The organism is [Empedobacter] haloabium (assembly GCA_008011715.2).
Classification (GTDB): domain Bacteria; phylum Pseudomonadota; class Gammaproteobacteria; order Burkholderiales; family Burkholderiaceae_D; genus Rugamonas; species Rugamonas haloabia.
Genome location: CP136508.1, coordinates 5,907,035 through 5,931,071 on the forward strand (window position 1 = coordinate 5,907,035; position 24,037 = coordinate 5,931,071).

27 protein-coding genes are annotated in these 24,037 nt (G+C 66.9%); 2 read left to right on the forward strand and 25 right to left on the reverse strand.

Annotated features, from left to right (window positions below):
• The first annotated feature begins 286 nt into the window (after positions 1–286).
• Positions 287–1,315: a type IV toxin-antitoxin system AbiEi family antitoxin gene (locus E7V67_025665; protein WUR13037.1), complete on the forward strand. Its 1,029-nt coding sequence runs from the start codon at positions 287–289 to the stop codon at positions 1,313–1,315.
• A gap of 6 nt (positions 1,316–1,321) precedes the next feature.
• On the opposite strand, the gene E7V67_025670 is transcribed toward E7V67_025665, so the two are convergent.
• Both E7V67_025670 and E7V67_025675 read right to left on the reverse strand, forming a co-directional pair.
• Positions 1,322–2,479, reverse strand: coding sequence for a glycosyltransferase family 2 protein (locus E7V67_025670; GenBank protein ID WUR13038.1), 1,158 nt, complete (start codon positions 2,477–2,479; stop codon positions 1,322–1,324).
• Between the two features lie 43 nt (positions 2,480–2,522).
• Positions 2,523–3,617, reverse strand: a complete 1,095-nt coding sequence (locus E7V67_025675; GenBank protein ID WUR13039.1) for an ATPase, T2SS/T4P/T4SS family — start codon at positions 3,615–3,617, stop codon at positions 2,523–2,525.
• A gap of 247 nt (positions 3,618–3,864) precedes the next feature.
• Here E7V67_025675 and E7V67_025680 point away from each other — a divergent pair, with 247 nt between their 5' ends.
• Positions 3,865–4,554, forward strand: coding sequence for a response regulator transcription factor (locus E7V67_025680; protein ID WUR13040.1), 690 nt, complete (start codon positions 3,865–3,867; stop codon positions 4,552–4,554).
• Between the two features lie 8 nt (positions 4,555–4,562).
• Here the strand turns inward: E7V67_025680 and E7V67_025685 are convergent, their stop codons facing one another.
• The 23 genes from E7V67_025685 to sctQ form a co-directional block, all read right to left on the reverse strand.
• A complete protein-coding gene (locus E7V67_025685) occupies positions 4,563–5,048 on the reverse strand; it encodes a lytic transglycosylase domain-containing protein (protein ID WUR13041.1) in 486 nt (161 codons plus the stop codon).
• Positions 5,045–6,469 carry a shufflon system plasmid conjugative transfer pilus tip adhesin PilV gene (pilV, locus tag E7V67_025690; protein ID WUR13042.1) on the reverse strand — a complete coding sequence of 475 codons (1,425 nt, stop codon included), beginning with the start codon at positions 6,467–6,469 and terminating at the stop codon, positions 5,045–5,047. Before pilV ends, E7V67_025685 begins: the two co-directional genes overlap by 4 nt.
• Positions 6,466–6,957: a type IV pilus biogenesis protein PilM gene (gene pilM, locus E7V67_025695; GenBank protein ID WUR13043.1), complete on the reverse strand. Its 492-nt coding sequence runs from the start codon at positions 6,955–6,957 to the stop codon at positions 6,466–6,468. Before pilM ends, pilV begins: the two co-directional genes overlap by 4 nt.
• Before the next feature lie 29 nt (positions 6,958–6,986).
• Positions 6,987–7,547, reverse strand: coding sequence for a type 4 pilus major pilin (locus E7V67_025700; protein WUR13044.1), 561 nt, complete (start codon positions 7,545–7,547; stop codon positions 6,987–6,989).
• A gap of 61 nt (positions 7,548–7,608) precedes the next feature.
• Positions 7,609–8,685 carry a type II secretion system F family protein gene (locus E7V67_025705; protein WUR13045.1) on the reverse strand — a complete coding sequence of 359 codons (1,077 nt, stop codon included), beginning with the start codon at positions 8,683–8,685 and terminating at the stop codon, positions 7,609–7,611.
• A complete protein-coding gene (locus E7V67_025710) occupies positions 8,675–10,231 on the reverse strand; it encodes an ATPase, T2SS/T4P/T4SS family (GenBank protein WUR16347.1) in 1,557 nt (518 codons plus the stop codon). The genes E7V67_025705 and E7V67_025710 overlap by 11 nt, the downstream gene beginning before the upstream one ends.
• Before the next feature lie 86 nt (positions 10,232–10,317).
• On the reverse strand, positions 10,318–10,827 hold the full coding sequence (gene pilP, locus E7V67_025715; GenBank protein ID WUR13046.1) for a type IV pilus biogenesis protein PilP: 510 nt from the start codon (positions 10,825–10,827) through the stop codon (positions 10,318–10,320).
• Positions 10,817–12,079, reverse strand: a complete 1,263-nt coding sequence (gene pilO2, locus E7V67_025720; GenBank protein WUR13047.1) for a type 4b pilus protein PilO2 — start codon at positions 12,077–12,079, stop codon at positions 10,817–10,819. The genes pilP and pilO2 overlap by 11 nt, the downstream gene beginning before the upstream one ends.
• 4 nt (positions 12,080–12,083) lie before the next feature.
• Positions 12,084–13,847, reverse strand: a complete 1,764-nt coding sequence (locus E7V67_025725) for a PilN family type IVB pilus formation outer membrane protein (protein WUR13048.1) — start codon at positions 13,845–13,847, stop codon at positions 12,084–12,086.
• Positions 13,844–14,398 carry a TcpQ domain-containing protein gene (locus E7V67_025730; GenBank protein ID WUR13049.1) on the reverse strand — a complete coding sequence of 185 codons (555 nt, stop codon included), beginning with the start codon at positions 14,396–14,398 and terminating at the stop codon, positions 13,844–13,846. Before E7V67_025730 ends, E7V67_025725 begins: the two co-directional genes overlap by 4 nt.
• 128 nt (positions 14,399–14,526) lie before the next feature.
• On the reverse strand, positions 14,527–16,542 hold the full coding sequence (gene sctC / locus E7V67_025735; protein WUR13050.1) for a type III secretion system outer membrane ring subunit SctC: 2,016 nt from the start codon (positions 16,540–16,542) through the stop codon (positions 14,527–14,529).
• Positions 16,542–16,952, reverse strand: coding sequence for a hypothetical protein (locus tag E7V67_025740; protein ID WUR13051.1), 411 nt, complete (start codon positions 16,950–16,952; stop codon positions 16,542–16,544). Before E7V67_025740 ends, sctC begins: the two co-directional genes overlap by 1 nt.
• Before the next feature lie 4 nt (positions 16,953–16,956).
• On the reverse strand, positions 16,957–17,190 hold the full coding sequence (locus E7V67_025745; GenBank protein ID WUR13052.1) for a hypothetical protein: 234 nt from the start codon (positions 17,188–17,190) through the stop codon (positions 16,957–16,959).
• Between the two features lie 72 nt (positions 17,191–17,262).
• Positions 17,263–17,850 carry a FliH/SctL family protein gene (locus E7V67_025750; protein WUR13053.1) on the reverse strand — a complete coding sequence of 196 codons (588 nt, stop codon included), beginning with the start codon at positions 17,848–17,850 and terminating at the stop codon, positions 17,263–17,265.
• A complete protein-coding gene (locus E7V67_025755) occupies positions 17,847–18,416 on the reverse strand; it encodes a hypothetical protein (protein ID WUR13054.1) in 570 nt (189 codons plus the stop codon). The genes E7V67_025750 and E7V67_025755 overlap by 4 nt, the downstream gene beginning before the upstream one ends.
• Positions 18,413–19,225, reverse strand: a complete 813-nt coding sequence (gene sctJ, locus E7V67_025760; protein WUR13055.1) for a type III secretion inner membrane ring lipoprotein SctJ — start codon at positions 19,223–19,225, stop codon at positions 18,413–18,415. The genes E7V67_025755 and sctJ overlap by 4 nt, the downstream gene beginning before the upstream one ends.
• A 2-nt stretch (positions 19,226–19,227) precedes the next feature.
• On the reverse strand, positions 19,228–19,632 hold the full coding sequence (locus E7V67_025765; protein ID WUR13056.1) for an EscI/YscI/HrpB family type III secretion system inner rod protein: 405 nt from the start codon (positions 19,630–19,632) through the stop codon (positions 19,228–19,230).
• A 124-nt stretch (positions 19,633–19,756) separates the two neighbouring features.
• The gene (locus E7V67_025770) at positions 19,757–20,137 is read right to left on the reverse strand and encodes a hypothetical protein (protein ID WUR13057.1); all 381 of its coding nucleotides are present in this window, start codon (positions 20,135–20,137) and stop codon (positions 19,757–19,759) included.
• Positions 20,137–21,252: a type III secretion system export apparatus subunit SctU gene (gene sctU / locus E7V67_025775; protein ID WUR13058.1), complete on the reverse strand. Its 1,116-nt coding sequence runs from the start codon at positions 21,250–21,252 to the stop codon at positions 20,137–20,139. The genes E7V67_025770 and sctU overlap by 1 nt, the downstream gene beginning before the upstream one ends.
• The gene (sctT, locus tag E7V67_025780) at positions 21,249–22,049 is read right to left on the reverse strand and encodes a type III secretion system export apparatus subunit SctT (GenBank protein ID WUR13059.1); all 801 of its coding nucleotides are present in this window, start codon (positions 22,047–22,049) and stop codon (positions 21,249–21,251) included. The genes sctU and sctT overlap by 4 nt, the downstream gene beginning before the upstream one ends.
• Position 22,050: 1 nt before the next feature.
• Complete coding sequence (gene sctS / locus E7V67_025785; GenBank protein ID WUR13060.1) at positions 22,051–22,314, reverse strand: type III secretion system export apparatus subunit SctS; 264 nt, start codon at positions 22,312–22,314, stop codon at positions 22,051–22,053.
• 12 nt (positions 22,315–22,326) lie between these two features.
• The gene (gene sctR / locus E7V67_025790) at positions 22,327–22,986 is read right to left on the reverse strand and encodes a type III secretion system export apparatus subunit SctR (protein WUR13061.1); all 660 of its coding nucleotides are present in this window, start codon (positions 22,984–22,986) and stop codon (positions 22,327–22,329) included.
• The gene (gene sctQ, locus E7V67_025795; protein ID WUR13062.1) at positions 22,980–23,996 is read right to left on the reverse strand and encodes a type III secretion system cytoplasmic ring protein SctQ; all 1,017 of its coding nucleotides are present in this window, start codon (positions 23,994–23,996) and stop codon (positions 22,980–22,982) included. The genes sctR and sctQ overlap by 7 nt, the downstream gene beginning before the upstream one ends.
• Between the last annotated feature and the right edge of the window lie 41 nt (positions 23,997–24,037).

The following is a 24,037-nucleotide window of genomic DNA, read 5'->3' on the forward strand; positions in this document are numbered from 1 at the left end:
GTGTGGAATTTATTTGAGGACTGCCGTCGTACCTCGACAACGAACCACGCGGCACGATGGAGAAGGTGCTAACACCTTGAATTCAAAGTGTTTCCTTGTCATGCGCCGGTCACATGGGAAAGGTTGGCGGAACGTCACGCTTTGTTATCGGAACGGCAGCGGCAGCGGCTGCAGGCACGCTGTTGTTCACGTGCGCAGCGCCTTCGCATTCACGTGAACAAAGAAATACCGTGAACACGGCGCCTACTCGTTCATAATTACTGCCCTGTTCACGTACACGAAAACCATGAACGACACAGTATTTCCGGCGGATGAGGCCAGCCTGGTGACGCGCGCCCTGGCGGCGCTGCGCGCCTCGGCGGGCGTCGACGGGGGCCTCCTGCCGCGCCAAGGCGGCACGTCCGTCCTGCTGCATATCGCCGGCCGGGCATTGCGCTACGAGTGCGCGGTACGACGCAAGGTCGACCGCTATGGCCTGCTGCCCGACCTGGCGCAGCGTCATGCCGGCGGACCGAAGACCTTGCTGGTCAGCGCTCCTCTCAGCGCCGAGATGGCGGGACGTTGTCGCGAGCTGGGCCTGGAGTTCATCGACACCGCCGGCAATGCCTACCTGAGCGATCCCGGCATATATATATGGGTGACGGGCCGTAAGACCCAGGAAGAGCTGCGGCCGGCGCGCGAGACGGCCACCTCGCCTGCCGCGTTGCGCATGATGTTCGCGTTCCTGGCCGCGCCGACGCTGCTCAACGCCTCCTACCGCGACCTGGCCGCCCATGCCGGCATCTCGACGGGCGTCATCGGCAAGGCGCTCGACGCGCTGCAGGCGCGCGGGCTGGTCGGCACCGGGCCGGACGGCCGCCGCCGCATCCTGCAGCCGGAGCAATTCCTGAACGAATGGGCCAGCGGCTACCTGGGCCGCCTGAAACCCCGGCTGGCGCAGTACCGCTTCGCCAGCGCCGACTTCGACCGCTGGAGCCCGGCCCAGGGCAGCTCGGCCTGGGGTGGCGAGGTGGGTGCCGCCTACCTGACCAAGCACTTGCAGCCACGGACCGCCACGATCTACCTGGACATGAGCGATCCCACCCTGCTGGCCTCGATGGTGCGGGAATACGGCCTGCGCGAACAGGCGGAAGGGCACGTGGAAGTGGTCGAGATGTTCTGGCACGCGCGCAGCTTCGTCGAGTGGTTCCCGACGGTACCGCCGCACCTGGTCTATGCCGACCTGCTCGGCAGCGGCGACGTGCGCCACGTGCCGGTGGCCCAGCAGCTGGCCGGGCAGATCGTCGAGCGCCTGCAGCAGGCGTCCGAGCGCTAGGCGGCGTCAGAACGCGCCGCGCATCCAGTCCGGCAGCGCGATCATGGGGCCGTTGCCGATGCCGCTGTCATGCTTGACGACGGTCTTGCCGGCCTCCAGCGTGGCCAGCAGGATCTCCTGCCATTGTTCGCGGTTGGGCCGTGTCATGTCGCGCGGGATGTGCTGTGCGTCCAGCGCCGAGCGGCGCAGGGCCGACCATTTGCGGTCGCGCTCGACGGAGCGCTCGAAATCGAAGTCGCGCAGGTGCACCAACCACAGCTGCTCCATCGTCACCGTGTCCGGCTCCAGGCAGCTGTGGAAGCCGATCGTCCACGTCGTGGGACGGGAAGCGATCACGGGTTTATGGAAGGCCGGACTGGCCACCAGCAGGCTGCGCTGCAACGACACCGGTGACGCCAGGTCGATCGCGGGCTCGCTGCGGATGTCGTGGATCAGTTCATACGCATGGGCCGGGCGCAGGATGGTCGGGTCCGGCTGCGCCGGCAGCGCGGCGCGGAGCGCGTCGAAGCCGTGCTCGTGCAAGACGAGTTCGTCGGCATCCACGTGCAGTACCCAGTCGTACTGCGTCAGCAGGAAGCGCTGGAAGTGGCCGCAGAAGGCGGAGATGTTGTAGTGGTCCGTTTCGCCGCGCGGGATGTCCACCACGTGCACGATGTTGCGCAGGTGATCGATCTGGTCGCGGTCCGAGCCATGGTTGATGACGTAGATGTCGGCCGCGGCCACCAGCTGTGTGTAGCAGCGCAGGAAAACCTCGAGCACGGCCTTCTCGTTGTACACGTGCGTGAACACGGCCAGCCGCCCGGGTTTGGTGTAGGGCAGGGCTTCGAACAGCTTCAGCCAATCCGCCGCATTGCCATAAAAACTACGGTCGACCTGCAGCTCGCTCTTGAAGAAGAACGTGCCGTTGTCCAGCGAGTCGAAAATGCAGAGCTGGGCGGGTCCGGCCTTCAGGACGGAGTGCAGCATGTATTCCGTATTGATGCCCTGGCCGATGACCTTCCATTCCTGCGCGGTGCGCTCCACTTCCAGCATCTGCAGGGAAGTCTGCCCGGCCGGCAGCAGGCCGAAACGGCACTGCGACGGAATCGCGGCGAATTCGGGAATGCGCAGGTACAGCTCGGATGTCGCCCCGTCCGGGGTGGCGATACGCAACAGTTCGGCCATGGTGCCCTTCGATGATGTGATCGGGTGCCGGCCGGCAGCCGCCTTAGCGCAGGTTGCCGAGCACCTCGTGCAGTTCCAGCCGATTATAAGCGGCCCGCATCGCATCGCGCGACGTGATCAGCTTCTTGCTGACCAGCTGAAACAGCGCATCGTTCAGGGTGCGCGACATATTGTCATCCTTGCGCTTCATGAAGTCCGCCGCCATATGCAGCTTTTCCGGCTCGGCGATAAAGGGCGCGACCTGCTGGTTATTATTGAAGACCATTTCGCTGGCCAGCACGAAATTGCGGCCGTTTTCGCTCGGCAGCAGGGCCTGGAACACCACGCCCACCAGCGCCGCAGCCAGCGCGGCGGCGCGCTGGTCGCGCTGCTCGGCCGGGAAAAAGCTCAGCAGTTTGGTAATGGCGCCCAGCGCGTTATTGGTATGCATCGTCGCCAATACCAAGTGGCCGGACTCGGCCGCGTGCAGCACCGTTTCCGCCGTGGCGAAGTCGCGGATCTCGCCGACCATCAGCACATCCGGCTTTTGCCGCAGGGCTTCTCTTAGTCCACTGGCAAAGTTGACAGTGTCGGTGGGTACCTCCTTTTGCGAGATAATGGAACGCTTGCGTTCCAGCGCATACTCGATGGGCTCCTCGATCGTCACGATGTGGGCGTTGCGGGTCGCGTTGATATAGTCCAGCATTGCCGCAATGCTGGTGGTCTTGCCCGAACCGGTGGGACCGGAGACGAGCACCAGGCCGTTGGACGCGTCCAGCAGCGTGCGCACGTACAGCGGCAGTCCCGTGCTTTCCAGGCTGAGGGGATGCAGCGGCAGGCGCCGGATCGACACGCCGACCTTGGTGCCGGAAGCCATGCGGTAGATATTGCAGCGGAAGCGACTGTCCTGCAAGGTCAGGGGGCGGTCCAGGGCCCGCTCGACAATCTTGTCTTCCCAATCCTCGTCGACCGCGTTGAGGAAAGGTTTCATCTCGCTCAACGTGACAGGCGCCTCGCGCAACGGTTGCCAGCCGCGCGGCGTCTTGACCATCGCCTGCGCGTCCTGTTCCAGGTGCACGTCTGAAAATGCCTGACCATCCTGGGCAAGCGCCGTCATCTCCCGCAGGAGGTCGATAGGGCTGGAAGATTGGTACGACATTGGTTTCACCTGGAAAATAGAAAACAGTTAAGATTCGAAAAAGTGCCAGTTCAACAGTGTTCGATGTCAGTGGAGAGCATCGGACGCGGATTGGCCCGCGTTGCCTGGTAACGATAAAACTGTATCGATAATTACAACATAATTTTACCTCGGTTAATTGTAATCCCGCCGTCATATAAAGAGTTTAGACAAGCGGCTGGATACCACGGCAGCACAATGCACATCAGAGGAAGTTGATCAATCGAACATGAAGATCGCATGCTACATCCGCAACTCCACCGTGTCCGACACCGTCAAAACCGTGCTCTCTCGGGCCAACCACGAGACGTCCCACTTTGACAACGAGGCGGCCCTGTTGCGCAGCGTCCGGCGCAGCCGGTTCGACCTGATCCTGATCGACATGGGCGCGGAACCGCGGGACGACAACAGCATCTTATCGTGGCTGAATCTGCGCACGGGGGACAATACGCCGGTCATTATCCTGTCTCCTTTACGCAGCCCGGAACTGGCAGCCCTGACACTGAACAGCGGCGCGGACGACTTCGTCAACCGGCCGTTCGAAGCGGTCGAGCTGGTGGCGCGCATCAATGCCCTGCTGCGCCGCTGCGCCCCGCTGCAGGCGCGCCGCTCCATCTCGTTCGCCGGCTACACCCTGGACCGCGACAGCGCCAGCTGCACCTTCCAGGACCAGGCCATCGAACTGACCCCGCGCGAATTCTCGATGGCCTGGCTGTTCTTCTCGTCGCCCGGCATTTATATTTCGCGCGAGACCATCGGCGCCGTGATCTGGAGCGCGGACAGCGAAGTGGCGGGCCGCACGATCGAGCAGCACGTCTACAAGCTGCGCAAGAAGCTGCAGGTGGGCGAGGAAAAAGTGGTGATGATCCGCACCGCCTACTCGCAGGGCTACCGGCTGGAGCTGTGCACGCCCGAGTAAGCCCGCCATCACGATCCCCCCGCCATGTCGCCGCCATCCGCCAGCGCGGCCGCATCCAGATTCTTGTACACCTTCCACGCATACTTGACCCGCAGCGCCGAATCGCGCGCGTTGTAGGCCCCCACCGCTTCCCATGTGCTGCCCATGCGGCGCATATTGTCCGCCAGGATCCACGCCGCCACCTGGATGCTGGTGCACGGGTCGTACAGCTGCTTCTCCTCGATCCCATGCTTGCGCAGCATCGGCAGCCAGCGGCTGTTGATCTGCATCAGGCCGATATCGTAGGTGCCGTTCTTGTTGGACCGGTTGATCGCGTTCGGGTTCAGGCCCGACTCCGTTTTCGCGATGGCGTAGAGGAGGTGGGCGCTGACGCCGTAGTAGCTGGCGGCTTCTTCCCAGCAGGCGGAGGCTGGGGTGGAGAGTAAGGCCAGGGTTGCCGCGATGGCGGCTTGGCTGGCTGCTCGTTTGGCGACGGTTATGAATTTAGCGTTCATTGGACATAGATAAATACATCGTCGGTGCCACAGATCATCAGGCGTGCGTTCCTGTCTGGAACGATGATGCCTCGTGGGTAGACCTTGACCATTCTCTTGGCGTACTTCGAGTACGCTTCATAATTGCAATTTTTGCCGAGGGATACTTGTTCGGTCGACAGTGCGATGGCTGGTGCCGACATCCACTCTTCCGCTTCCATGCCTTTGGCGTAGATCGCGAGATCGCTTCTGATATCACCTGCGACTGCAAGTTCGCCTTTAATCGCGGCGTCGCGCTCGACTGCAAGATCGCCATTGATCTTGGCTTTGCGTTCCACGTAGAGATCCTGGCCAACATGCACGTCCAGATTCGTCCAGATATGGTCATCCGCGTGGATTGTGCCTTTTGAAACAATCTTCGTTCGTGCCTCTACGGTTCCCGCAGTGAGATTTTCTGGCACGTTGAAGTTGCCGTCGTTATCGACCGCGAGCGCCTTCCATCCGGAGCCGGTGAACATGAACGCGAGCCCCTTGTCCATGGTCATTCGCACGTCACCAGGTTTGGCTCCCTTGACTGCAAGCAGGTCGTCATGATCAGCAACGGGGCTCTTCCAAGATGACGACGACCACCTTTCGTCTTTGCATGTCAATATCTCACGCGTATCGGGATCGATGGTTAGCCCGGCTTCAGTGGGACCATCGATGGGCTTGCACGGTGTCCCATCTTTAGCAAGGGCGGTACCGACGAACCTCAGCGCCGTCGACATTTGATTGGCTTCCGGCCGACCCGGCACGCGGCTGCGATACAGAAAATCAGCGGGCTGCTGCGCCGCTCCGTCATAAAACAGGCTGGAAACCAGGTGGCCACCATCGTCTTTCTTGCCCTGCAATGCCGGCACCGTGCCCACGCATGGCTTGCCGCGGAACGCGGTAGTTTGCATCTGCCACGACGCACCGCGCGCCTGTTCGAACGCCTTGCTGGCAATGTAACCACCGCCGCTACCAGCTTGTATTGCAATGGCTGGCAAGTCCTTATCGTCGATAGGGGTGCCGGCCGTCGTGACGATCAGCGCGTCGAGCTGGTTAGGATAAAACTTGGGGTCCGGCCGCCGGACCAGCACGCAGGTGCCTTGGCCATAGCCATTGGTGTCCGCAAAGCCTGCTGGCAGGAATTTGCCCGTCCGAAGCTGTTCCAGCGTGATGGGCAGAACGGTGGCCGCCGTGGGGGTTCCCGCGACCACGCCCGCAAAATTCGCGTCGAGATAGCGGCGTGCCGCGTCAACCACCTGCGCCTGGTAGTTGGCGGTCTGCTGGACTTTCATATCGTCGAGCGAGCGGTCGACCAGGCTGGCCAGGCCCACCAGCAGCACGGCACCGATGGCCAGTGCCGCCAGCACCTCGATCAACGTCATGCCGCGCTGGCGTGCGTCTATGCGCTTCATTGCGCCCCCGCCAGCCAGACCGGCACGCCATCGGCCAGTGCACGACGCGCCAGCAGGGGTGCCAGCGCAACATGGGTGTCGCCTTCGGCCGGCGAATGCAGCATGCCAGTCGCCTGCCGGTACGTGCCTGCCATCAGCGAGTTATGCGAGTATCTGGCCAGCGCCGCGCCCACGTCCGCGCCCGGCGCCTTCATACCGTAGATGTAAATGGTGCCGTCGGCCGTGCGGTAGTTGTTCCACTGCCCGTCCGCCAGCGTCGACCAGCCGCGCAGCGCGCCTTCCGCACGCAGCGTAGCCAGGTCGACGGCGGTATCGCGCTGGTCGTCATGCGCGCTGAAGTACCGCACCACGGCGGCGCGATAGATCGCCATGCTCTCCACCTGCGCCGCCACGCTGGCCCGCTGCTCCAACCGTTCGGTCGGCTGCGTGAAATGAGCCATGGCGCCGATCAGCGAGACGATCACCGTCGATAACGCGATACTCCACATTCTCAGGTCCTTTCGTTTCGCTAGAGGCTTTAGGACGCGGTAAAAGTCACATCATTGCTAGCGGCGCTGCACACCTCTTGAGCCTTCGCCGCCTTCACGGGGAACTCGTCGGCGATGTTTTTTCCCTGAGCAACCGAGGTCCAACCGCTGGCGCCACTCACCACATTCATACATACTTCCTTTGGCAGCCCGGCATAAACGATCGTAAACGCGGACGTGTCTCCCGTCACCGTCACGGTACCGCCCCAGCTGTTGGTAATCCCGTCAGTGCCGCTGCGTGTCAATGTGGAAGGCACAGCACTGGCCGCGATAAGAGCGCCGTTCATACTTGTGGTGCCATACGTCTGCCCCAGATACAGCTTACGTACCGCCGTGCGCAGCGACACTATCTCCTCGCTCGTCTGATTCGACTTGGCACTACCAAACGCCCCATTCAACAAAGAAACCGCCCCCAGTACGACAACGGCCGCCACGCCCAGGTAGGCAATGGCCTCCAGCAGCGAAGCGCCGCGCTGTCGCCGCGCCCCGACCGGACGCTTGGCCGTCGTGGTGGCGCCGACAGAATTACGTTGTTGGTGCATGCTGTTCATGATGTGACTCCGGATTCCATGGGTTGGTTGATGACTACACTGGTATTTCAAAAAATCGTTGCTACTGCACGCCGCGCGCCATCGTGGCGATCTCCTGCTGGATGCCGAAAAAGCCCGACACCAGCCACGCGATCACCAGCGCCAGCGTGACGATGGCAAAGCCGTTCAGCACCTTCATGCGCAGGGCGATGGTCTCGACGCCCTCCTCCATCCATTCGGTCGCCAGGAGCTTCAGCGCCTCGGAAAAGCCCTTGTACTCGGCGTACACGCACAAATCGTCGATGACTTCGCGCGACGGGAACACGTAGCCGGCATTCCTCAGCGCCTCGCCGCAGTTCAGGCCGGAGCGCACGCCCAGCAGCGCGCCGTCGAGCCGTTCGCGCAGCCACGGCTGCGCCATGCCGGACAGCCGCAGCAGCGACTTCTCCACCGTCACGCCGGCCGACTGCAGGGCCGAGAAGGCCATCAGGAAACCGCTGCCCACCACCAGCCGGTAGATCGAGTACGGCGCGAAGCGGTCGGCGAACACGCGCGCGTCGCCGCGCCACAGCGGCATCGAGACGAACAGCGCCACCAGCAGCGCCAGCGCCAGCACGACCGTCGGCAGCATCCAGTTCTGCACCCAGACCGACATCAGGTACAGCGAGCGCGCCGTGCCGTGCCACAGGTTCGGGTCCATCATCTGAGTGAACTGCGGGATCACGCGGGTTCCAAACATCCAGATATAACCGGCCGTCAGCGCCAGCACCGCCAGCGGATAGGCGATGCCGCCGATGATCGTGCTCTTGATGCGGCGCGATGCCTGCACCACGTCCACCACCGCCAGCAAGGTCGATTCCAGCCGGCCGGACTGCTCGCCGGCCATGATGATCATCTGCTCCGTGCGTGGCACCCACCATGCCAGCCCGTCCGACAGCAGGTGGCCGTTCTGCACCATGCGGCGGCAGTCGTCCAGCACCAGCGCCAGCGGCTCGTTGGGCTTGCGTTCGTTGTCGGAGGCGCGCTTGCGCAGGTCTTCCAGGATCTTCAACAGCGGCAGGCCGCTGGCCAGCATCTTGGCGATCTTGCGGTACAGGCGCAGGCGCACGCTGTCGGTGAACTGGGTGCGCGCCCACCAGCGGTTGACGTCAACGCGCATCGCGGCCTCCCGTCACATCGCTCACTACCGCCAGGCGCCGGGCCGGCTGGCCAGCGGAAAGCGTCAGGTGACCCACCACCTTTTCCGCCATGCGCGGATCGATCAGCCCCGCCGCCACCTTGTCGATGGCGTGATCGACGATGGTGCGGCCGTTCAGCTCCTGCAGCCAGTAGGCCAGCGCCGCGCTCTTCTCGCCCTGGCGGATGTAGCGGAAGAACTGGTCGTCCGGCACGATCATCTCGGCGATGACGGTGCGGCCCGTGGTGCCGTGACCGCCGCAGTGCGGGCAACCGGGACCCGTCAGGAACACCTGGCGCAGGTCCGGCACCACTTGCCGCACCCGCTCCGTCAGCGCGGCCGGCAGGGCGCCCGGCACGGAGGCCAGCGGCACCTTGCACTCGGGGCACAGCGCCTTCACCAGACGCTGGCTGATCAGGCCCGTGATGACGGTGTGGTCGGCCACCAGGCTGGTTGGCAGGCCCAGGTCGAGCAGGCGGTCGACGATGCCCATTGCACTGTTGGCATGCACGGTGGTCCAGACCTGGTGGCCCGTCATCGCCGCGCGCAGCGCGTTCTGGGCCGAGGCGCGGTCGCGCACTTCGCCGATCATGATCGTGTCCGGGTCCAGCCGCATCGCGTTCGAGATCGCCGCCGCGAACAGGCGCGCGCGCTCCTCTTCCGAGCCGGCATTGGTGACGGAGGTCTGGATGGCGCCGTCGATCGGGTACTCGACCGGGTCTTCCACCGTCAGCACGTGCAGCCGGCCGCAGGCTTCCAGCAGCTCGCCGGACAGCACACGCTGCAGGGTGGTCGACTTGCCCGAGCCGGTCGGGCCGCTGATGATGTTCAGGCCGATCGGTTGTTCCTTCAACTGCTGCAGCACGGCCACGTGGGCCGGGCTGAAGCCGAGCGGGTGCAGGTCGACGTTGTCGCCGGCATCGTTGTACAGCAGGCGCAGCACCATCAGCGTGCCTTCGCTGGTGGGCACCGTGGCGATGCGCACGCCGAACAGGCCCGGCGGCAGCTTGTCGCGGTCGGCGATGCTGGCATCCTGGCGCTCGGACGGCTTATAGGAACTGTCGGAGACCGACGTCATCGCGCCATACAGCGTGGCCAGCAGGCGCTCGCCGTACTCGCGGGTCTGGCCGCCCACCGGCACCAGGTCGTTGTGGATGCGGAAGTGGATCTCGGTGCTGTCCTTGCGCACGCGGATGTGGATGTCCGACGCGCGCGCGTTGCAGGCCCGGCTCAAGAGGTCCTTGGCCGTCACCTGCATCATCGAGTGTTCCTGGTGGCGGTCCAGCTGCACGCCGGGCGTGTTCTGGTTCAGCCGGCGCACGGTTTCGATGCGCACGTACACGACCTGGAACGGGCAGCCCATGCGTTGCAGGCGTGCCTGGTACGACAGCACGTGCACGTTCAGGCTCTGGCCCTCCGCCACCAGCAGGCGGCCGTCCTCGAGCAGGCAAAGCAGCTTGCGCTCCTCCGCGCTGGCCTCGAACGGGCCGGCGTGGCTGCGCACCTGCGCATGCTGGAAATCCGTCATGTCGCCTCCCGCTTCCGGCGGCTGGGCGGCGATGCTGGCGCGCGAAGGCGACAGCAAGCCGGCCGCCTGCCTGGCCAGCCGCAATGTCATCGCACCACTCCGCGCGTGGCCGGCATCGGCAGCGCCAGGCCGGGGCTTGGGTAGTTCGGATTGAATTCCGTGCTGTTCTGGGTGAAGCCGGCCAGCCGCACGCGCTTGGCGCCCGGCGCCTGCGCCAGCACGGCGTTCGGCTCCACCGCCAGGATGCGCATGCCGTTCGGCAGCACGCTACCGGCCTGCACGTCGAGCATGCTGCCGTCGGACAGTTCCAGCGTCGCATACAGCGCCTTGCCCAGCCCCTCGATGGCGCGCACCACCGGCTGGCCGACGACCGGCGGCGCGCTGATCGCCACGCCCATCGCCTGCTTGGCCGCGATCTCGTTCTGCTTGGCGATGATGGACGACTGCACCTCCAGCTGCTTCTCGCGCGCCTTTAGCAGCAGCGTTTCCGCCTCGATGCGGGTCAGCGTGGCCGCCGTGGTCTGGGCCAGCGCCGCGCCGGTGGTCAGCAGGCCGGCCAAGATAAAGGCCAGCTTGATGGGTCGATCATTTCGCATAAATCACTCCTTCGATTATCCAGCGCATGCCACGGTACGTCGCCTTCTCCACCCGCACGCCGGGTTGGCTGAGCAAGGCGCCGATCTGCTGCGGTTCGATGCCGGCCGCTTCCAGCGCGAACTGGTATTCCTGCCAGGGTTCGTTCGGTGCCACCTGGCCCGGCACGGGCGGCGGCGGCTTCTTGCGCAGCACCTTGAACGGGATGCCGACACCCTGCAGGCGCGACATCACGGCGTCCACCACGTCCTGCCGCCCCATCAGGGCCTCGGCCTCGTGCGGTTTGGCCGGCTTGCGCGCCTGTACCAGCGTGGCGCGGTCGCCGCCCGGGTCGACATCGGCCGTCGGCACCACCGCGCGCAGCATGGCGATCGTCGAGGCCTGGCGCGACCAGGCGTGGCGCAGCTGATCGCGCTCGCATACGTATTCGTCCAGCAGCCAGCCGCCCGGCGTCAGTTCGCCCAGGCCATCCGCGCAGGCCCGCAACGCCGTGGCCGGCGCGGGCAGGGTCGCCCACGGCTTGACCTGCACGGCCTGCTGCTGCAGCACGCGGCGCTGCGCCATGATCGCTTCTTCCTGCCGCAACGCTTCCTGCCTGGCCTGCCATGCCTGGTAATACAGCGCGGCGCCGCCGACGGCCGCCACGGCCGCGCCGGCGCCGATCAGGGCCCAGGGCGAACGGCGCGCATTGATCTGGCGCAGCCGCCACCACGAGTGCAGCCGTACGCTGCCGTCCTTGCGGCGCGGCAGCAGGCTGTCCAGGTCGCGCGCATTGAAGTTGTGAAAGCCCTGGTTTTCCAGCTCGGCGTCGCCGATGACGACGTTCCAGCCTCCCAGCGCGTAGTCGGCATGCAGCCGGTCCAGCACTTCTTCCTTGCTGCCGACGAAGTCGCCGTTGGGCAGGAAGTTCGCGTCGCGCACGGCGAAGTAGGCCCACTGGCCATCCGCCAGTTTCAGCGCGCCCAGCCAGTTGTGCACCGGCTGCTGCAGGCCGTCGTACCAGGCGCCTTCCAGCGCCAGCGTTTTCGAGACGGCCGCGCCGAGCGAATACAGCGCGCGCGTGGCGCCCTCGCTGCTTTGGGCGAAGCCCGCCTGCGCGGTGCTCTGGTCGCGCCGCACCACGACGAGGTCGGAGGCAATCTTCTTGCCCAGGTCCGCCGCCTCGCGCTGCAGTTCGCGCGGGCGCGACAGCGACTGCCAGAACAGCCCGCAGACGAAGCGGTGCTTGCCGATCTGGGTGATGTGGATGGCCATGGGCTCAGGCACCCGCGACGGCGACGGGCGTGACCAGGATGACGATCACTTCCTTGTTGCTGTTGGCTTTCACGCCGCCGCCCAGCAGCATGTTCTTCGGCGTGCCGACGCCGCGGTTGCCCACGTTCTCGTCGGTCTGCTCGAAACCGCTGATGACCAGCGTCTCGCTCGACTTCATCGACACGCGCTGCAGGAAGTTGCGGGTATCCAGCTCGGGTGTCTCGATCCGGTTGTTGCCGCTGGTGATCGCGCTGATGCCGCGCAGGGTCGAGATGTCGATCGAGAACTGCAGCATCACCGTGCCGTTGGTCAGCACGTGCGGCAGGATGCTCATGTTGAAACCGGAGGTGACGACACCCGGGATCAACGACGACGTCGTGCCCACCTGGGCCACGACCGACGTCTGCGAGCTTTGCAGATAGGTCGTCTGGCGCGCCACCTGCACCGGCACCGGCTGGTTGTTCAAGGTGACGACGGACGCCGTGGTCTGGCGCCGCACCTTGCCCTGGTCGGACAGCGCCTTGACCATCAGGTCGCTGCCGGAGAATTTCGAGTTGCCGAGGATCGCGGCCGAGAAGCCGACCGCATTGGTGCTGCTGTCGGCGAACGTGTTCTTCACGCCGTAGCGCCGGTTCAAGCCGTTGTAGACCAGGTTCCAGTCGATGCCGTATTCCTCGCCCTTGTTCAGGCTGACCGACAGCACCGTCACGTTGATGACGATCTGGCGCGACAGCGCCTTGTTCTCGTTGTCGATATAGGTGGCGATGCGATCCAGCGAATCGGGCGTGTCGACCACCGTGATGGCGCCCGTTGCCGGCGAAGCCAGCACCTTGCCGTGCGGGGACAACATGACCTTGATGGCGCTTTCGATGCCGGAGTAGACCGACAGCTTGGAGGCCACGCCCGTGTTCTGGCTGTTGGTGGCCGAGACGGCGCTGCCGGCGCTGGCACCACCCGAGCCGCCGCTGCCGCCACTGCCGCCAGAGACGCCGCCGCTGGAGGCGGCGCCGCTGGTCACGCTGGCCGTAAACGTCGAGTCGCCCGGCACCGCGTTGATCTGGAAGGTGCGTGCCTCGGTGTGGAAGAACTGGATCACGCCGTCGCTGTACTTCCACGACACGCCGAAGCGTGCCGCCACCGTGTCCAGCAGCCCCTTGAAGGAGCCGTTGGCATAAGTGATGCGGATGCCACCCCCGGCCGGATCGACCTGGAAAGTGGCTTTCGGCGTCGCGCTGGCGGCACGGGCGTTGTCGGCGGCACCGGCGTCGCCCGGCATGCCCGGCGCGCCCGGCGGCATGCTCAGGGGCGGTACGCCGCTGGGCGGCTTCAGGGCCGGCGCGCTGCGCCCGCCCCGGCGGAAGGCATCGGAAGCGATGGTCTGGGCATCCGCGTTGACACGGCTCGGGATGCCCGAGCGCAGGGTCAGGCGCTCGGCCAGTTCGGACAGCGAGGCGATGCTGCGGTCGAACGTGGCCGGCTGGTAGAAGATCGGCGGCAGCGGCGCCTCGGACAGCTTGATGACGTTCTTGCCCAGCCAGATACCGCTTTCATGCGACACCAGCGGCGACGTCGCCACCACCGCGCCCGGCGCGGCCTTGCCGACGTCCTTCATCAGGCCGGAGGTCTTGGTTTCCGCCTCGTCGGCGTTATTGTCGATGCGCTCGGCCAGCGGCGAGCAGCCACCCAGCAACAGGAGAGCGGAAACTGCGCCGGCGACCGCGGCGGCGGTGCCGCGGCGCGGCAGGAAAGTAGCAGCGACGCGTTTCATTGTGCCCCCTTCGCCATGATGCGCAATACCTTGTTACCGCTGTAGAAAATGGCTTTCATCGGGATCTCCGCGCCTTCCATGCTGTTGACGACCACCGCCACCGCGTCCTCGAACTTGCCGGGGACGGAGGTATGCGCCTGTACCGCGTAATCGACCGGCAGCTCCCACAGCAGCTGCCAGCCTGCCGCCGCCGCCCAACGCGCCATCGCGGCGTTCAGGGTGCGGTCGGCCACGACAATGTCCCAGCGCTCGCCACCGGCGGCCGGGATCGGCGCGGGCGGCACCAGCGGCGGTACGGCCGGCGGGGCGTTGGTCGTGACGACGGTCGCCTGCTCGACGGCCGACTTGCCGCGGCGGGCGTTCTGGCGCGCTTTCGGGGCGGATTTGGCCTTGGCGGCCGGCGCGGCCACCGGTTCCTCGCGCGGCAGCAGCGAATTCACGGCGCTGGCCGGCAGCGGCGCTGCGGCGGCCAGCGCGAGCAGCAGGCAGGCGCCGAGGCGGGCAGTGAAGCGGCCTGCGAACGGGCCTGGGCTTGCGGTTGTGAGGTACAAAACGATTCTCCTGTTCGCAATCAAGGGAGGCGGCGCGGGCGCCGCACTCCATATGTCATTTATGGTAACGAAACGGGGATACAAAATTCTCAACAAAACTCATCGCGGCCATTGGCGCGGGTTTGCGCCTAGCGGTTGCGCGCCGAGGCCGCGGCCGGGATCAGCGCCCATGGCGAGCTGGCGCTCCGGCTGGCCGCGTCGGCCGTGCGCGGTGGCGTTCCCGGAGGCGGTGGTACCGCGCCGTCGGCATCGGCGCGCCGCGACGGCGCGCGTGGTACCGGCGCCGGCAGCAGGGGCTTCATGGGCGCCTCGCGTACCTCTTCCTGGCGCTGTACCGGCGCCGGCACGGACGGCGGGGCCACGGGATTGCCCTCGGCTGCCGCGATGATGGCCCGTCCCTTCGCCACGGCCTGCGCCCGGCTCGACGCCGCCGACTGCGCCGGCGCGGCCACGCCGGAGGTGCCCGAAAGGCGCGGCGTGATCAGGAACAGCCGCTCGCGCGTGCTGGACGACGTGCTCTCGGTGCGGAACAAGCCGCCGAACAGGGGCAGGTCGCCCAGCACGGGTACCTTCTGCCTGTCGCGCGCCAGCCGTTCGGCACGGTAGCCGCCGATCATCAGGGTTTGCTGCGAATCGATGATGGCCTGGGTGCTGATGGTGGAGCGGGTCGCGTTGACGTTGCCGTTGGCGCCCTTGCCGCCGTTGGCAGCCGGGTTGTCGAGCGAACCGTCCTCGATGTCGACCTCCAGCCGCACGCGGGTGGCGGCGCCCTCGCGGATGATGCGCGGGATCACCCGCAGCATGGTGCCGGCCGTGATGTCGGCCAGGTCCGCCACCCGCTCGCCCACCAGCGACACATAGGAGCTCTGGCTCAGGTCCAGCACGGCCGCCACGTTGTCGATGGTCAGCACGGTCGGCGTGGCCAGCACGCGTGCGTCGCCCTTGGCTTCCATTGCCTTCAGGCGGGCATAGAAGCGCGCCGCATCGCTGATCAGGAGGGTGGCGCCGGCCACCGGCAGTGCCGTGCCCAGCGAGGCGGCTGCCGTGCCATTGACCACCGTATCGACGGCGCCGGCGCGCACGCCCCATTCCACGCCCATCTCGGCCAGCTTGCTGCGGTCCATGTCGACGATCAGCGCCTCGATCTCGATCTGCTGCGGCTGCACGTCCAGCTCGGCGATCAGCGACGCGTACATGGCGCGCTTGTCGGCCGTGTCGTAGATCAGGATCGCGTTCAGCGCCGGATCGGCCTCGATTCGGGGCCGGCCGCCTTCCTCCCGCGCGCGCGGGGCGCCGTTGTCGCGCCGCTCGGCTGGCGCCTCGGCCGCGCTGGCCTTGGCCGCGTTGGGCTGCTGATTGAAGATCGGCAGGAACGGCGGCGCGCCGTTGCCCGAAACCTGGCGCGCGGCACCTGGCTCGATCTTCGGCCCGCGCGAACGCTTGTTGCTGCCCGGGTCCACGGCCGGCACGTCGGCCAGCTTCTCGCCGCCCTGGGAGCCGAACAGCAGGTTGGTCAGGATCGTTTTCACGCCGGGGATCGTCTCGGACTGGCCGCGCGCATTGATCGTGCGGTCGGTCACGCTGGCGTACTTCAGGCGGAACATCATCACGCGGCGCGCCTTCGAATCGGCCTTTTTCGTATCCGGCATCAGGATGTCGCGCGCCAGGTGCACGTAGGCGCGCGGCCCGCTGACGATCACCGTGCCCGTGTCGGGCAGCTCGCCCCAGCCGAACCGTTCGTCGTACAGTCCCACGCCGATCATGGCCGCGCGCGCGTCCGCCACCGCGTCGTCGCCCACTTCCAGGCGTAGGGAGATGTTGTCGTCCGCCGGCACGATGTGCAGCGTGTCGTTGTAGACGAACCAGCGGAACGGGTAGGCCTGCGCCACCCGGTTCAGGAAATCGGTGCCGTTATCGGCCTTGAACCGCCCTTTCATGACGGGATTGGCCTTCAGGTCCAGGGCCAGCCGCACGTCGTAGACCTGGGCGAACTGCTCCAGCACGTCCTTCAGGCGCAGATTGGCCGCGTCGATCGACAGACCGCTGGCCTTCCAGCTGGCCGGCGGCGTCGCCAGCGCGACCGCCGGCACGACCAGCAGCGCGGCGGCCAACAGCAGCCGGCGCAGGCCACGACGCGCGGCCATCACGGCAACGCTCCGGCAAAACGGGCGCGGATACGCTGCTCCTGGGCGCTCAGGCCCTCGTCGCGGCGCGGCCGGTTCGGTGCCAGCCAGGCGCGCCACAGGGCGCCCTGGTTGAGGATGTCCTCCAGCGGACCGGCCGCCTCGAGCCAGCCGGCGGCGCCGGGCAGCCAGCGGTTCAACACCAGCGCCTGGCCGTCGTCGACCACGGCCAGGCCGGCGCCGAACTGGCGCGCGCTGTGGAAACCGGCGCGCGCCGCCTCTTCCAGTTGGGCGGGCGTGAACTCGCGCAGCAGGTAGACGCCCAGTTCGGCGCCGCCGGCCTGGCGCCGCAGGTAGACGGTTTCGCCGTCGATGACGACCGCTTCGTCCACCGGCAGGCCCGCCAGCCAATGCTCCAGTTGATCGCTCATGGGATCAGCGGGTCTCGTTGAGAACCGTTTTGAGGGGCTTTTGCAGCAGGTTGAATTGCGCGTTCATCGCGCTGTGCGTCACCGACTGCTGCGACAGCAGGCGCGTGAACTCTTCGGGGTCGGGCTGCTCGCCGTTGGTCTGGCGGCGCTGGAAGTCGGCGATGCCGGCGGTGCTGTCGTCGAACTTCTTGGTCAACGAGCGCAGCGACTGCAGCACGGGGTTCTGATTGCTGGACATGGGACACTCCGTTTCAAGGGGTTGCCAGGCGCGGCGCGCCCAAAAACGCGCCGCCTGTCCCTATGAGTGTCGCTACCGGCCATTCGGTTCGCCCAGCGCCGCCGCCAATGCGCTGGCCGCCGCGCCGAAGTCGGCATGCCACTGGCCGCTGTCCGCCTCCAGCCTGCAGGCGCCCCGCGCCAGGGTGGGGTCGGCCTTTACCGGCCACTCCCAGCTTCCGGCCAGCGCCAGATCGTCCGGGTGCAGGCGCAGTACGGCGTTGACCAGCTTGGGCGGCGCCTCGGCCAGCAGGCGGCGGTAGCTGGCCGCCACGCGCTGTTCTGGCGTCGTCTCCAGCACCAGCCGCTCGAACAGCTGCCGGGCCAGGGCGGTGACGATGTCCTCGGCACGCTCGCCCAGGCTGTCGGCGGCCTGCCGCAAGCCGTCCAGCAACGCGCCTCCTTCCGCCAGCACGCGGGCCTGGTCGGCCGCCAGCGCCTGCCGCGCTTCCTCGGCGGCCGTCGCCAGCAAGATGGCGCGCTCCTCCTCGGCCGCTGCGGCGACGCGCGCAGCCAGCACTTGCGCGTCGGCGATGGTGCCCAGGTCGGCCGCGCGCAGCACGCCGTCCGCCGCCAGCAGTTCCGGCGCCGGCGCCAGTTGCGCCACACAGAATGTCGTCATGCCGCCTCTCCGATGTCGATGCGTGCCGCCCGGTCCAGGCACAGGCGCCAGCAGCGCAGCTGCCGTGTGCCCGCTGGTGCCGCGGCACCCGGTACGTCACTGGCCTCGATGCGCAATAGCAGGCGCAGGCGCGGCCACAAACCGGCAAAGCCTTGCTCCAGCGCGCCCGCCAGCTCGGCCAGGCCCCACGCTTGCAGCGACGCGGCCGGCTCAGCCAGGGGCTGCAACGGCTGGGTGTTGGCGATCCCCATGCACCAGCGCCGCTCGGCCAGCGGCAGCGCCGCCAGCCGTGCAGGCTCGTTCCGGCGCGCGGCCAGCAGCGCCGCGTACAGTGAGGCAGCGCGACGCAGCAGCGCGGCATCGGACACCGCCGCGGCCTGCCAGCCGGCATCCCACACTGGTGGCAGGTCGGCCGGCACGCCGATCGCCTCGCACCAGGCGCGGTAGCCATGGCGCCGCGCCAGCGGGCTGGCGTCCGGCGGGAACGGCGGCGGCACTCCATCGAGGTGCCAGGGCGCGAACCACCAATCGAGGAAACCGTCGGCCAGCATGCCTGGCGCGCTCAACCGGCCGCTCCCGCGGCGGCATCCACGCCGCGCTTGGCGGCCCGCCGTGCCAGCATGCGCGCCACGGCAGGATGACGCTTCGCCACGTTGAGGCCGACGTAGCCGAGCGAGAGCAGCAGCAGCGCGGCCATGCCGTACAGGGTGGAGCGCACGCCGGCGGCCGACTCGGCCTCGATCTTGAACGGCCCCACCATCGTCCATTCGACGGGCGGCGGCGGCGCGTCGGCCAGGGTCATGACGACGGTGACCTTGCTGCGGCCATCCTCGCCCACCAGGCCGGGAATGCTGGACGCCACCAGACGGCGTACGCGCGGCGTGATCGCGTCCTCGTCCAGCGGCATGCGGTACTTGATGAAGACGGCAGCCGACGAGGGCTGGATCGGCTCCCCGGGAGCGATCCGCTCCGGCAGCACCACGTGCACGCGCGCCGAGACGACGTTGTCGAACTGCTGCAGGGTCGACTCCAGTTCTTCGGACAAGCCGTGCAGGTAGCGGATGCGCTCCTCCATCGGCGACGAGATCATGCCCTGCTTCTTGAACACCTCGCCCAGGTTGGAGCGGCTGCGGCGCGGCAGGCCGGCCGCCTGCATGACAGCGGTGGCACGCGGAATGTCCGCCTCCGCCACCTGCAGGCTGACGCCGGTCTTGTCCTGGTGCTTGGCGACGACAATGCCGGCGGCCGTCAGCGCCATCACGATCTCGTTGGCGTCGGTATCCTGCAGCGCCGCCTGCAGCGTGACGGTTTTACCGCAACCCGCCAGCAGCGCGGCGATGAGCAGCAACAGCAAGGGACGAAGGACGGAATTCATGGCTATTGCAGCTTGGTGAGGGAATCGACCGAGGTGCTGGCCTTCGACACGACTTTCGAGACCGTCTGCACCCGCAGCTGGTAGTCGTTCAGCGCCAGCATGGCGCGCATCAGCTGCATCGAGTCGCCGCTGACGGTTGCCTTTTCCAACAGGCGGGAGACGTTCTGCTGGTCCTTTTTCAGCTCTCCGGCCAGGCCGGCCGTGCGAGTCGCGATGACCTGGCCCAGCGACGGCTCGCGCGCCGCGCCAGGTGGCGCGCTCAGCGCCTGCTGGCGCTCCAACGCCTGGCGGAACTGCGCCGCGTCGGCGCTTTCCATCGTGTGGGTTTCGGTCGTGACGCGCACCTGGGTGCCGCCCACGGGCTGGGGATTGATCGCGGCGCTTGCCGCTGCTGTCTTGATGTCCATCGCTTCCTCACTGTTGACAATCGTCCTGGTGTGCCAAGGGCTGGGGTCGGACCCGCCGGGTCCGACCCCGGTACTTCGGCGGCGCCGTCGCTGTTGTGTGGCGCTGCCCGTGCGGCCGGTTCCGTCAATACAGCCGCCCTTCGAAGCCCAGGCAAAACTCGCCGCCGCAACCGAACGGGCTGGCCGGGTCGCACTGCCCGGCCTTGCCGCAACGGCGCTCGCAGGCCTGGCGTGACGCCGGCCGCAGCGCCTGCAAACGCTCGGCCGTCCCCGCGCCGGCCGAGCGCAAGGGCGGCACCGTCGTGCCGGCGACCAGCGCAAGATGATGGGCGCGGTCGCCGGCGCCGATGATCGGTTCGTGCTTCGGTGGCGCGTCGCCCAGCCGGTCATCGCCGCTGGCGGGCGGCGGTTCCGGCTTGGGCGGCAGGCGCGCCACCTTCACCGGCGCGAGTGCACGGGGTGCGGATGGCGGCGCAGCGTGCGGCAGTTCAGGCTTTTTCATCATCACGGCTCCCCTGGCGCGGCGCGTTGACCGGACGGCGGCTCGCCCAGGCTTTCCAGCTCGGCCTCGCGCACATCGGATTCCAGCAACTGCTGCACGACGGCATACACGTGCGCCACCGCCTCGTAGCTGGCCTTCGGCACGGGCGTATCGGCCTTGCCGGTGGCGTACAGCGTGCGCGCCAGCCACACGTGCCGGATCACGGGAATGCCCAGCTCACGGGCGCGCGCGATCATCGCGTGGGCGGTGGCGTCCTTGCCCTTGGCCAGCACCAGCGGCACCATGCCTTCGGCCGGGTCGTAGAACATGGCGACGGCGAAGTGGGTCGGATTGACGACCACGGCGTTGGCATCTTCCGTGCGCGCCACCGGCGCCTCGTTGGCCCACTGGCGCGCCAGCTGGCGGCGCTGGCCCTTGACCGTCGGGTCGCCTTCCGACTCCTTGTATTCGCGCTTGATCTCTTCCATGTCCATCATCAGGTCCTTGCGATGAAAATGCTTCTGCACGGCGAAATCGATCAAGGCCAGGCACAGGCAGGCGATCAACACGGTGTGGAAGATCGACTTGATCAGCTGGAGAAAGATGCGGTACACGTCCTTCGGTTCGCCTGCGGCCAGCTGCACGATGTCCGGCAGCGCGCTGCGCGACAGCACGTACACCAGCCAGCCGATCAACGCCGCCTTGCCCACCGTGATCAGCAGTTCGACCAGCTTCTTCTTCGAGAACAGCTGCTTGACACCGTTGACGGGATTGAGCTTGTCGAACTTCGGCACGATCGATTCGGCGGAAATGAGAATGCCGAACTGGCCCCAGTGGCCCGCCACGGCCGTCACCGTGCAGACGACGAAGCAGACGCAGAACACGACCAGCAGCAGGAGCACGGACGACGTCACCATTTCCTTCAGCGCCGCCTCGAACGGCTGGCCCACGGCCGAGACGCCGAACGTCATCAGCGACTCGATCGACTCGCGCCACAGCGATTCGGTGGCGAACGCCGTTTCCGCCATCGCCACCAGGGTGACGAGCTTGGCCAGGTCGCGGCTCACCGCGATCTGGCCCTTCTCGCGCGCGTCCTCGATCTTCTTGTCTGTGGGTTCTTCGTTCTTTTCGTCGCTCATCGCGCCGCTCCCAGCAGTTCCGGCACGATGTCCAGCAGCTTGGAAAAGTCGCCAGTCACGTAATGCGAGAAGGTCGGCCAGTACAGCAGCAGCACCAGCAAGCCCACCAGGCTCTTGATCGGGGCCGAGGCGAACGACACCTGCAGGTTTGAGGCGAACACGCCGATCATCGCGAACGCGAACTCGATCAGCACCAGCGGGATGATGACGGGCGCGCCATACACGATGATGTGCCAGAACAGCGTGCCGAAGCGGCGGACCACCTCGCTCATCTGGCCGGGCTCATACGGTGGCAGCAGGGAATACGCAGGCCAGGTGCCATAGCTTTCGATCAGGATGCGCGCCAGCGCGATGAACAGGCCGGCCTGCACCATCGTCAGCACCACCGCCTGGATCAGCATCGCGCCCACCGCGCTGGCGTCGCGGTCCACGCTGGCGTTGTTGGCCTGGATCTGGATGGGCGAGCGCTGGCTGTCCAGGATCGAGCCGACCGACTGCGCCACCCACATCGGAATCGCGGTCAGTACGCCCAGCAGCAGGCCGATGGCGGCCTCCTTGAAGATCAGCATGCCGCAGTAGAAGAAATCCGGACCGCTTTGCTGGACAAAGTAAAACGTCGGCAGCGCCGCCGGCAGGGCGATCGCCATCGCCGCACAATTCTTCGCCATCCCCGTCAGCACGTTGATGCCGAAGCCGGGCAGGATGACGAGGCAGACCAGCAGGCGCGGCGTGATCAGCGCCATCGTGATCAGCGCATTCTGCATGTCCAGCAGCAGCGACGCGGGCGTCTCCAGCATATCAATGACCGATCGACTGCACCAGCGTGAACGCCAGGTCGGTCAGCTGCAGCAGCTCGACGCCGATCCAGCGGCCCATCCCCGTCAAGGTGACGGCGACGGCGACGAGCTTGACGACGTAGGGCAAGGTCTGGTCCTGGATCTGCGTCACGGCCTGCACCAGCGACACCGTCACGCCGCACAGGGTCGCGATGATCAGCGGCGGCGCGGACAGCATCACGGCCATCCACAGTCCCTGCTGGAAAAAGTTCAGGGTTTCGGTCATGTCGTTCTCCAGTCAGGCATAAGACAGCGCCAGCGCGTTGAGCAGTTTGCCCCAGCCGCCGACGAGCGTGAACAGCAGCAGTTTCAGGGGGATCGTGATGGTCTGCGGGCTGACCTGCTGCATGCCCAGCGCCATCAAGAGGTTCGAGATCAACAGGTCGATGACGACAAACGGGATGTAGATCAGGAAGCCGATCTCGTAACCGGCCTGCAGTTCGGAGACGACGAACGCGGGGATCAGCACCAGTGCATCGCTGGAGCGGGCGTCTTTCGCCACGTCCGGCGGCCACAATTTCTTGGCCGAGGCCAGGAACAGCTCGCGCTGGTCCGGATTGCTGTGCTTGAGCATGAAGCCCCGCATCGGTTCGAACGTGTCCTGCGCGCGCGCCAGCAGCGGCGTGGTCGCGTTGGCCGCCGCCGCCGGCACGGCGGCCGTGGCGCGCCGCGCCATTTCCTGCGCAGTGGGCGCCATCACGAACAGCGACAATGCCAGCGAAATGCCGTAGATCGCCAACGTGGGCGGCACCTGCTGCACGCCGATCGCGTTGCGCAGCACCAGCAGCACCATCGAAATCTTCAGGAACGATGTCGTCGTCACGACCATCAGCGGCACCAGCGCCAGCATGGCCAGCATGACGGAAAACGACACGACATCGTAATTCCCGCTCAGCATGGCACGTCCCAGCGGGTGATGCGGATGCCCAGGCGGCCGGCCACGTCCACCGGTTCGCCCTCGCCCAGGCGCTGGCCGCCGGCGACGATCGTCACGGCACCGTCGGCCGTGCCGTCGAGCTGGAAGACGCTGCCGGTCGCCAGCGTGCGCAGCTGGCCCAGGGTCAGCGCCAGGCTTCCGAGGCGGAATTCCAGTTGCACCGGTATGCGGTCGAGGTCCACCGGCGCGTCGTCCGGTAGTTGTTCAGTTTCCATTGCTGACTCCAGAGAGAGAAATTCGACGGTGCCGGTGCGGCCGTAGCGCACCCGCGCCAGCCCGTGCGGGCCGCGCAGCCATCCCGTGCCGTCGATGTCGATGTCGGGACGGGACGGTACGATGACGTCGCCCGGCACCAGCGTGCGCAGCACGTCGGGCGGCAGCGCATGGCGCGCGATGCGGGCGACCAGAGGAACGGCCACGGCCAGGAAGCTGTCTTGCGGCACCCGGATCGGCTGCGCCGACTGCGTTGCCAGCAGCGCCAGCCAGGTGGCGGCATCGGCCTGCGCCAGCGTGCCGACCGCATGGCTGCCGTCCTGCAGCGACAGGTGCAGCGTGGCCGGCTCCGCTGCGGTGGCGGCCGGCGGGCGACGCTCCAGCCGCGTCATGGCGGCAAATGGCGAGCCGGCCAGGCGGCCCAGCACACGGCCCTCCAGCCACTCGCGCTGCGTTGGCGGCGCTGCATCGAACGCGGACACGTCGATGCCCGTCAGGGCCAGCAGGAACGGCACGCCGGCCTGCAGGGTCATCCGGCCTTGCGGACCTTCCAGCGCCAGTGCGTCTTCACCGGTCGCGCGGGCCTCGGCCGTCAACATCAGGTGCAGCGCCACGCCATCGGCCAGCGGCAGCCGCAGGCCGCGGCCGACACGCCGGGTCAGGTCCGCATAGGCGGCACCGACCCGCCCACGCAGCAGGGTGCGCGGCGGGCAATCGGCGTCAACGCCCGATAGTCCGGGCAGGCAGGCAGTGGGCATCGCGGTCCAGTTCAGAGGTGGCTCGGCGCGCCGGGTGCCCT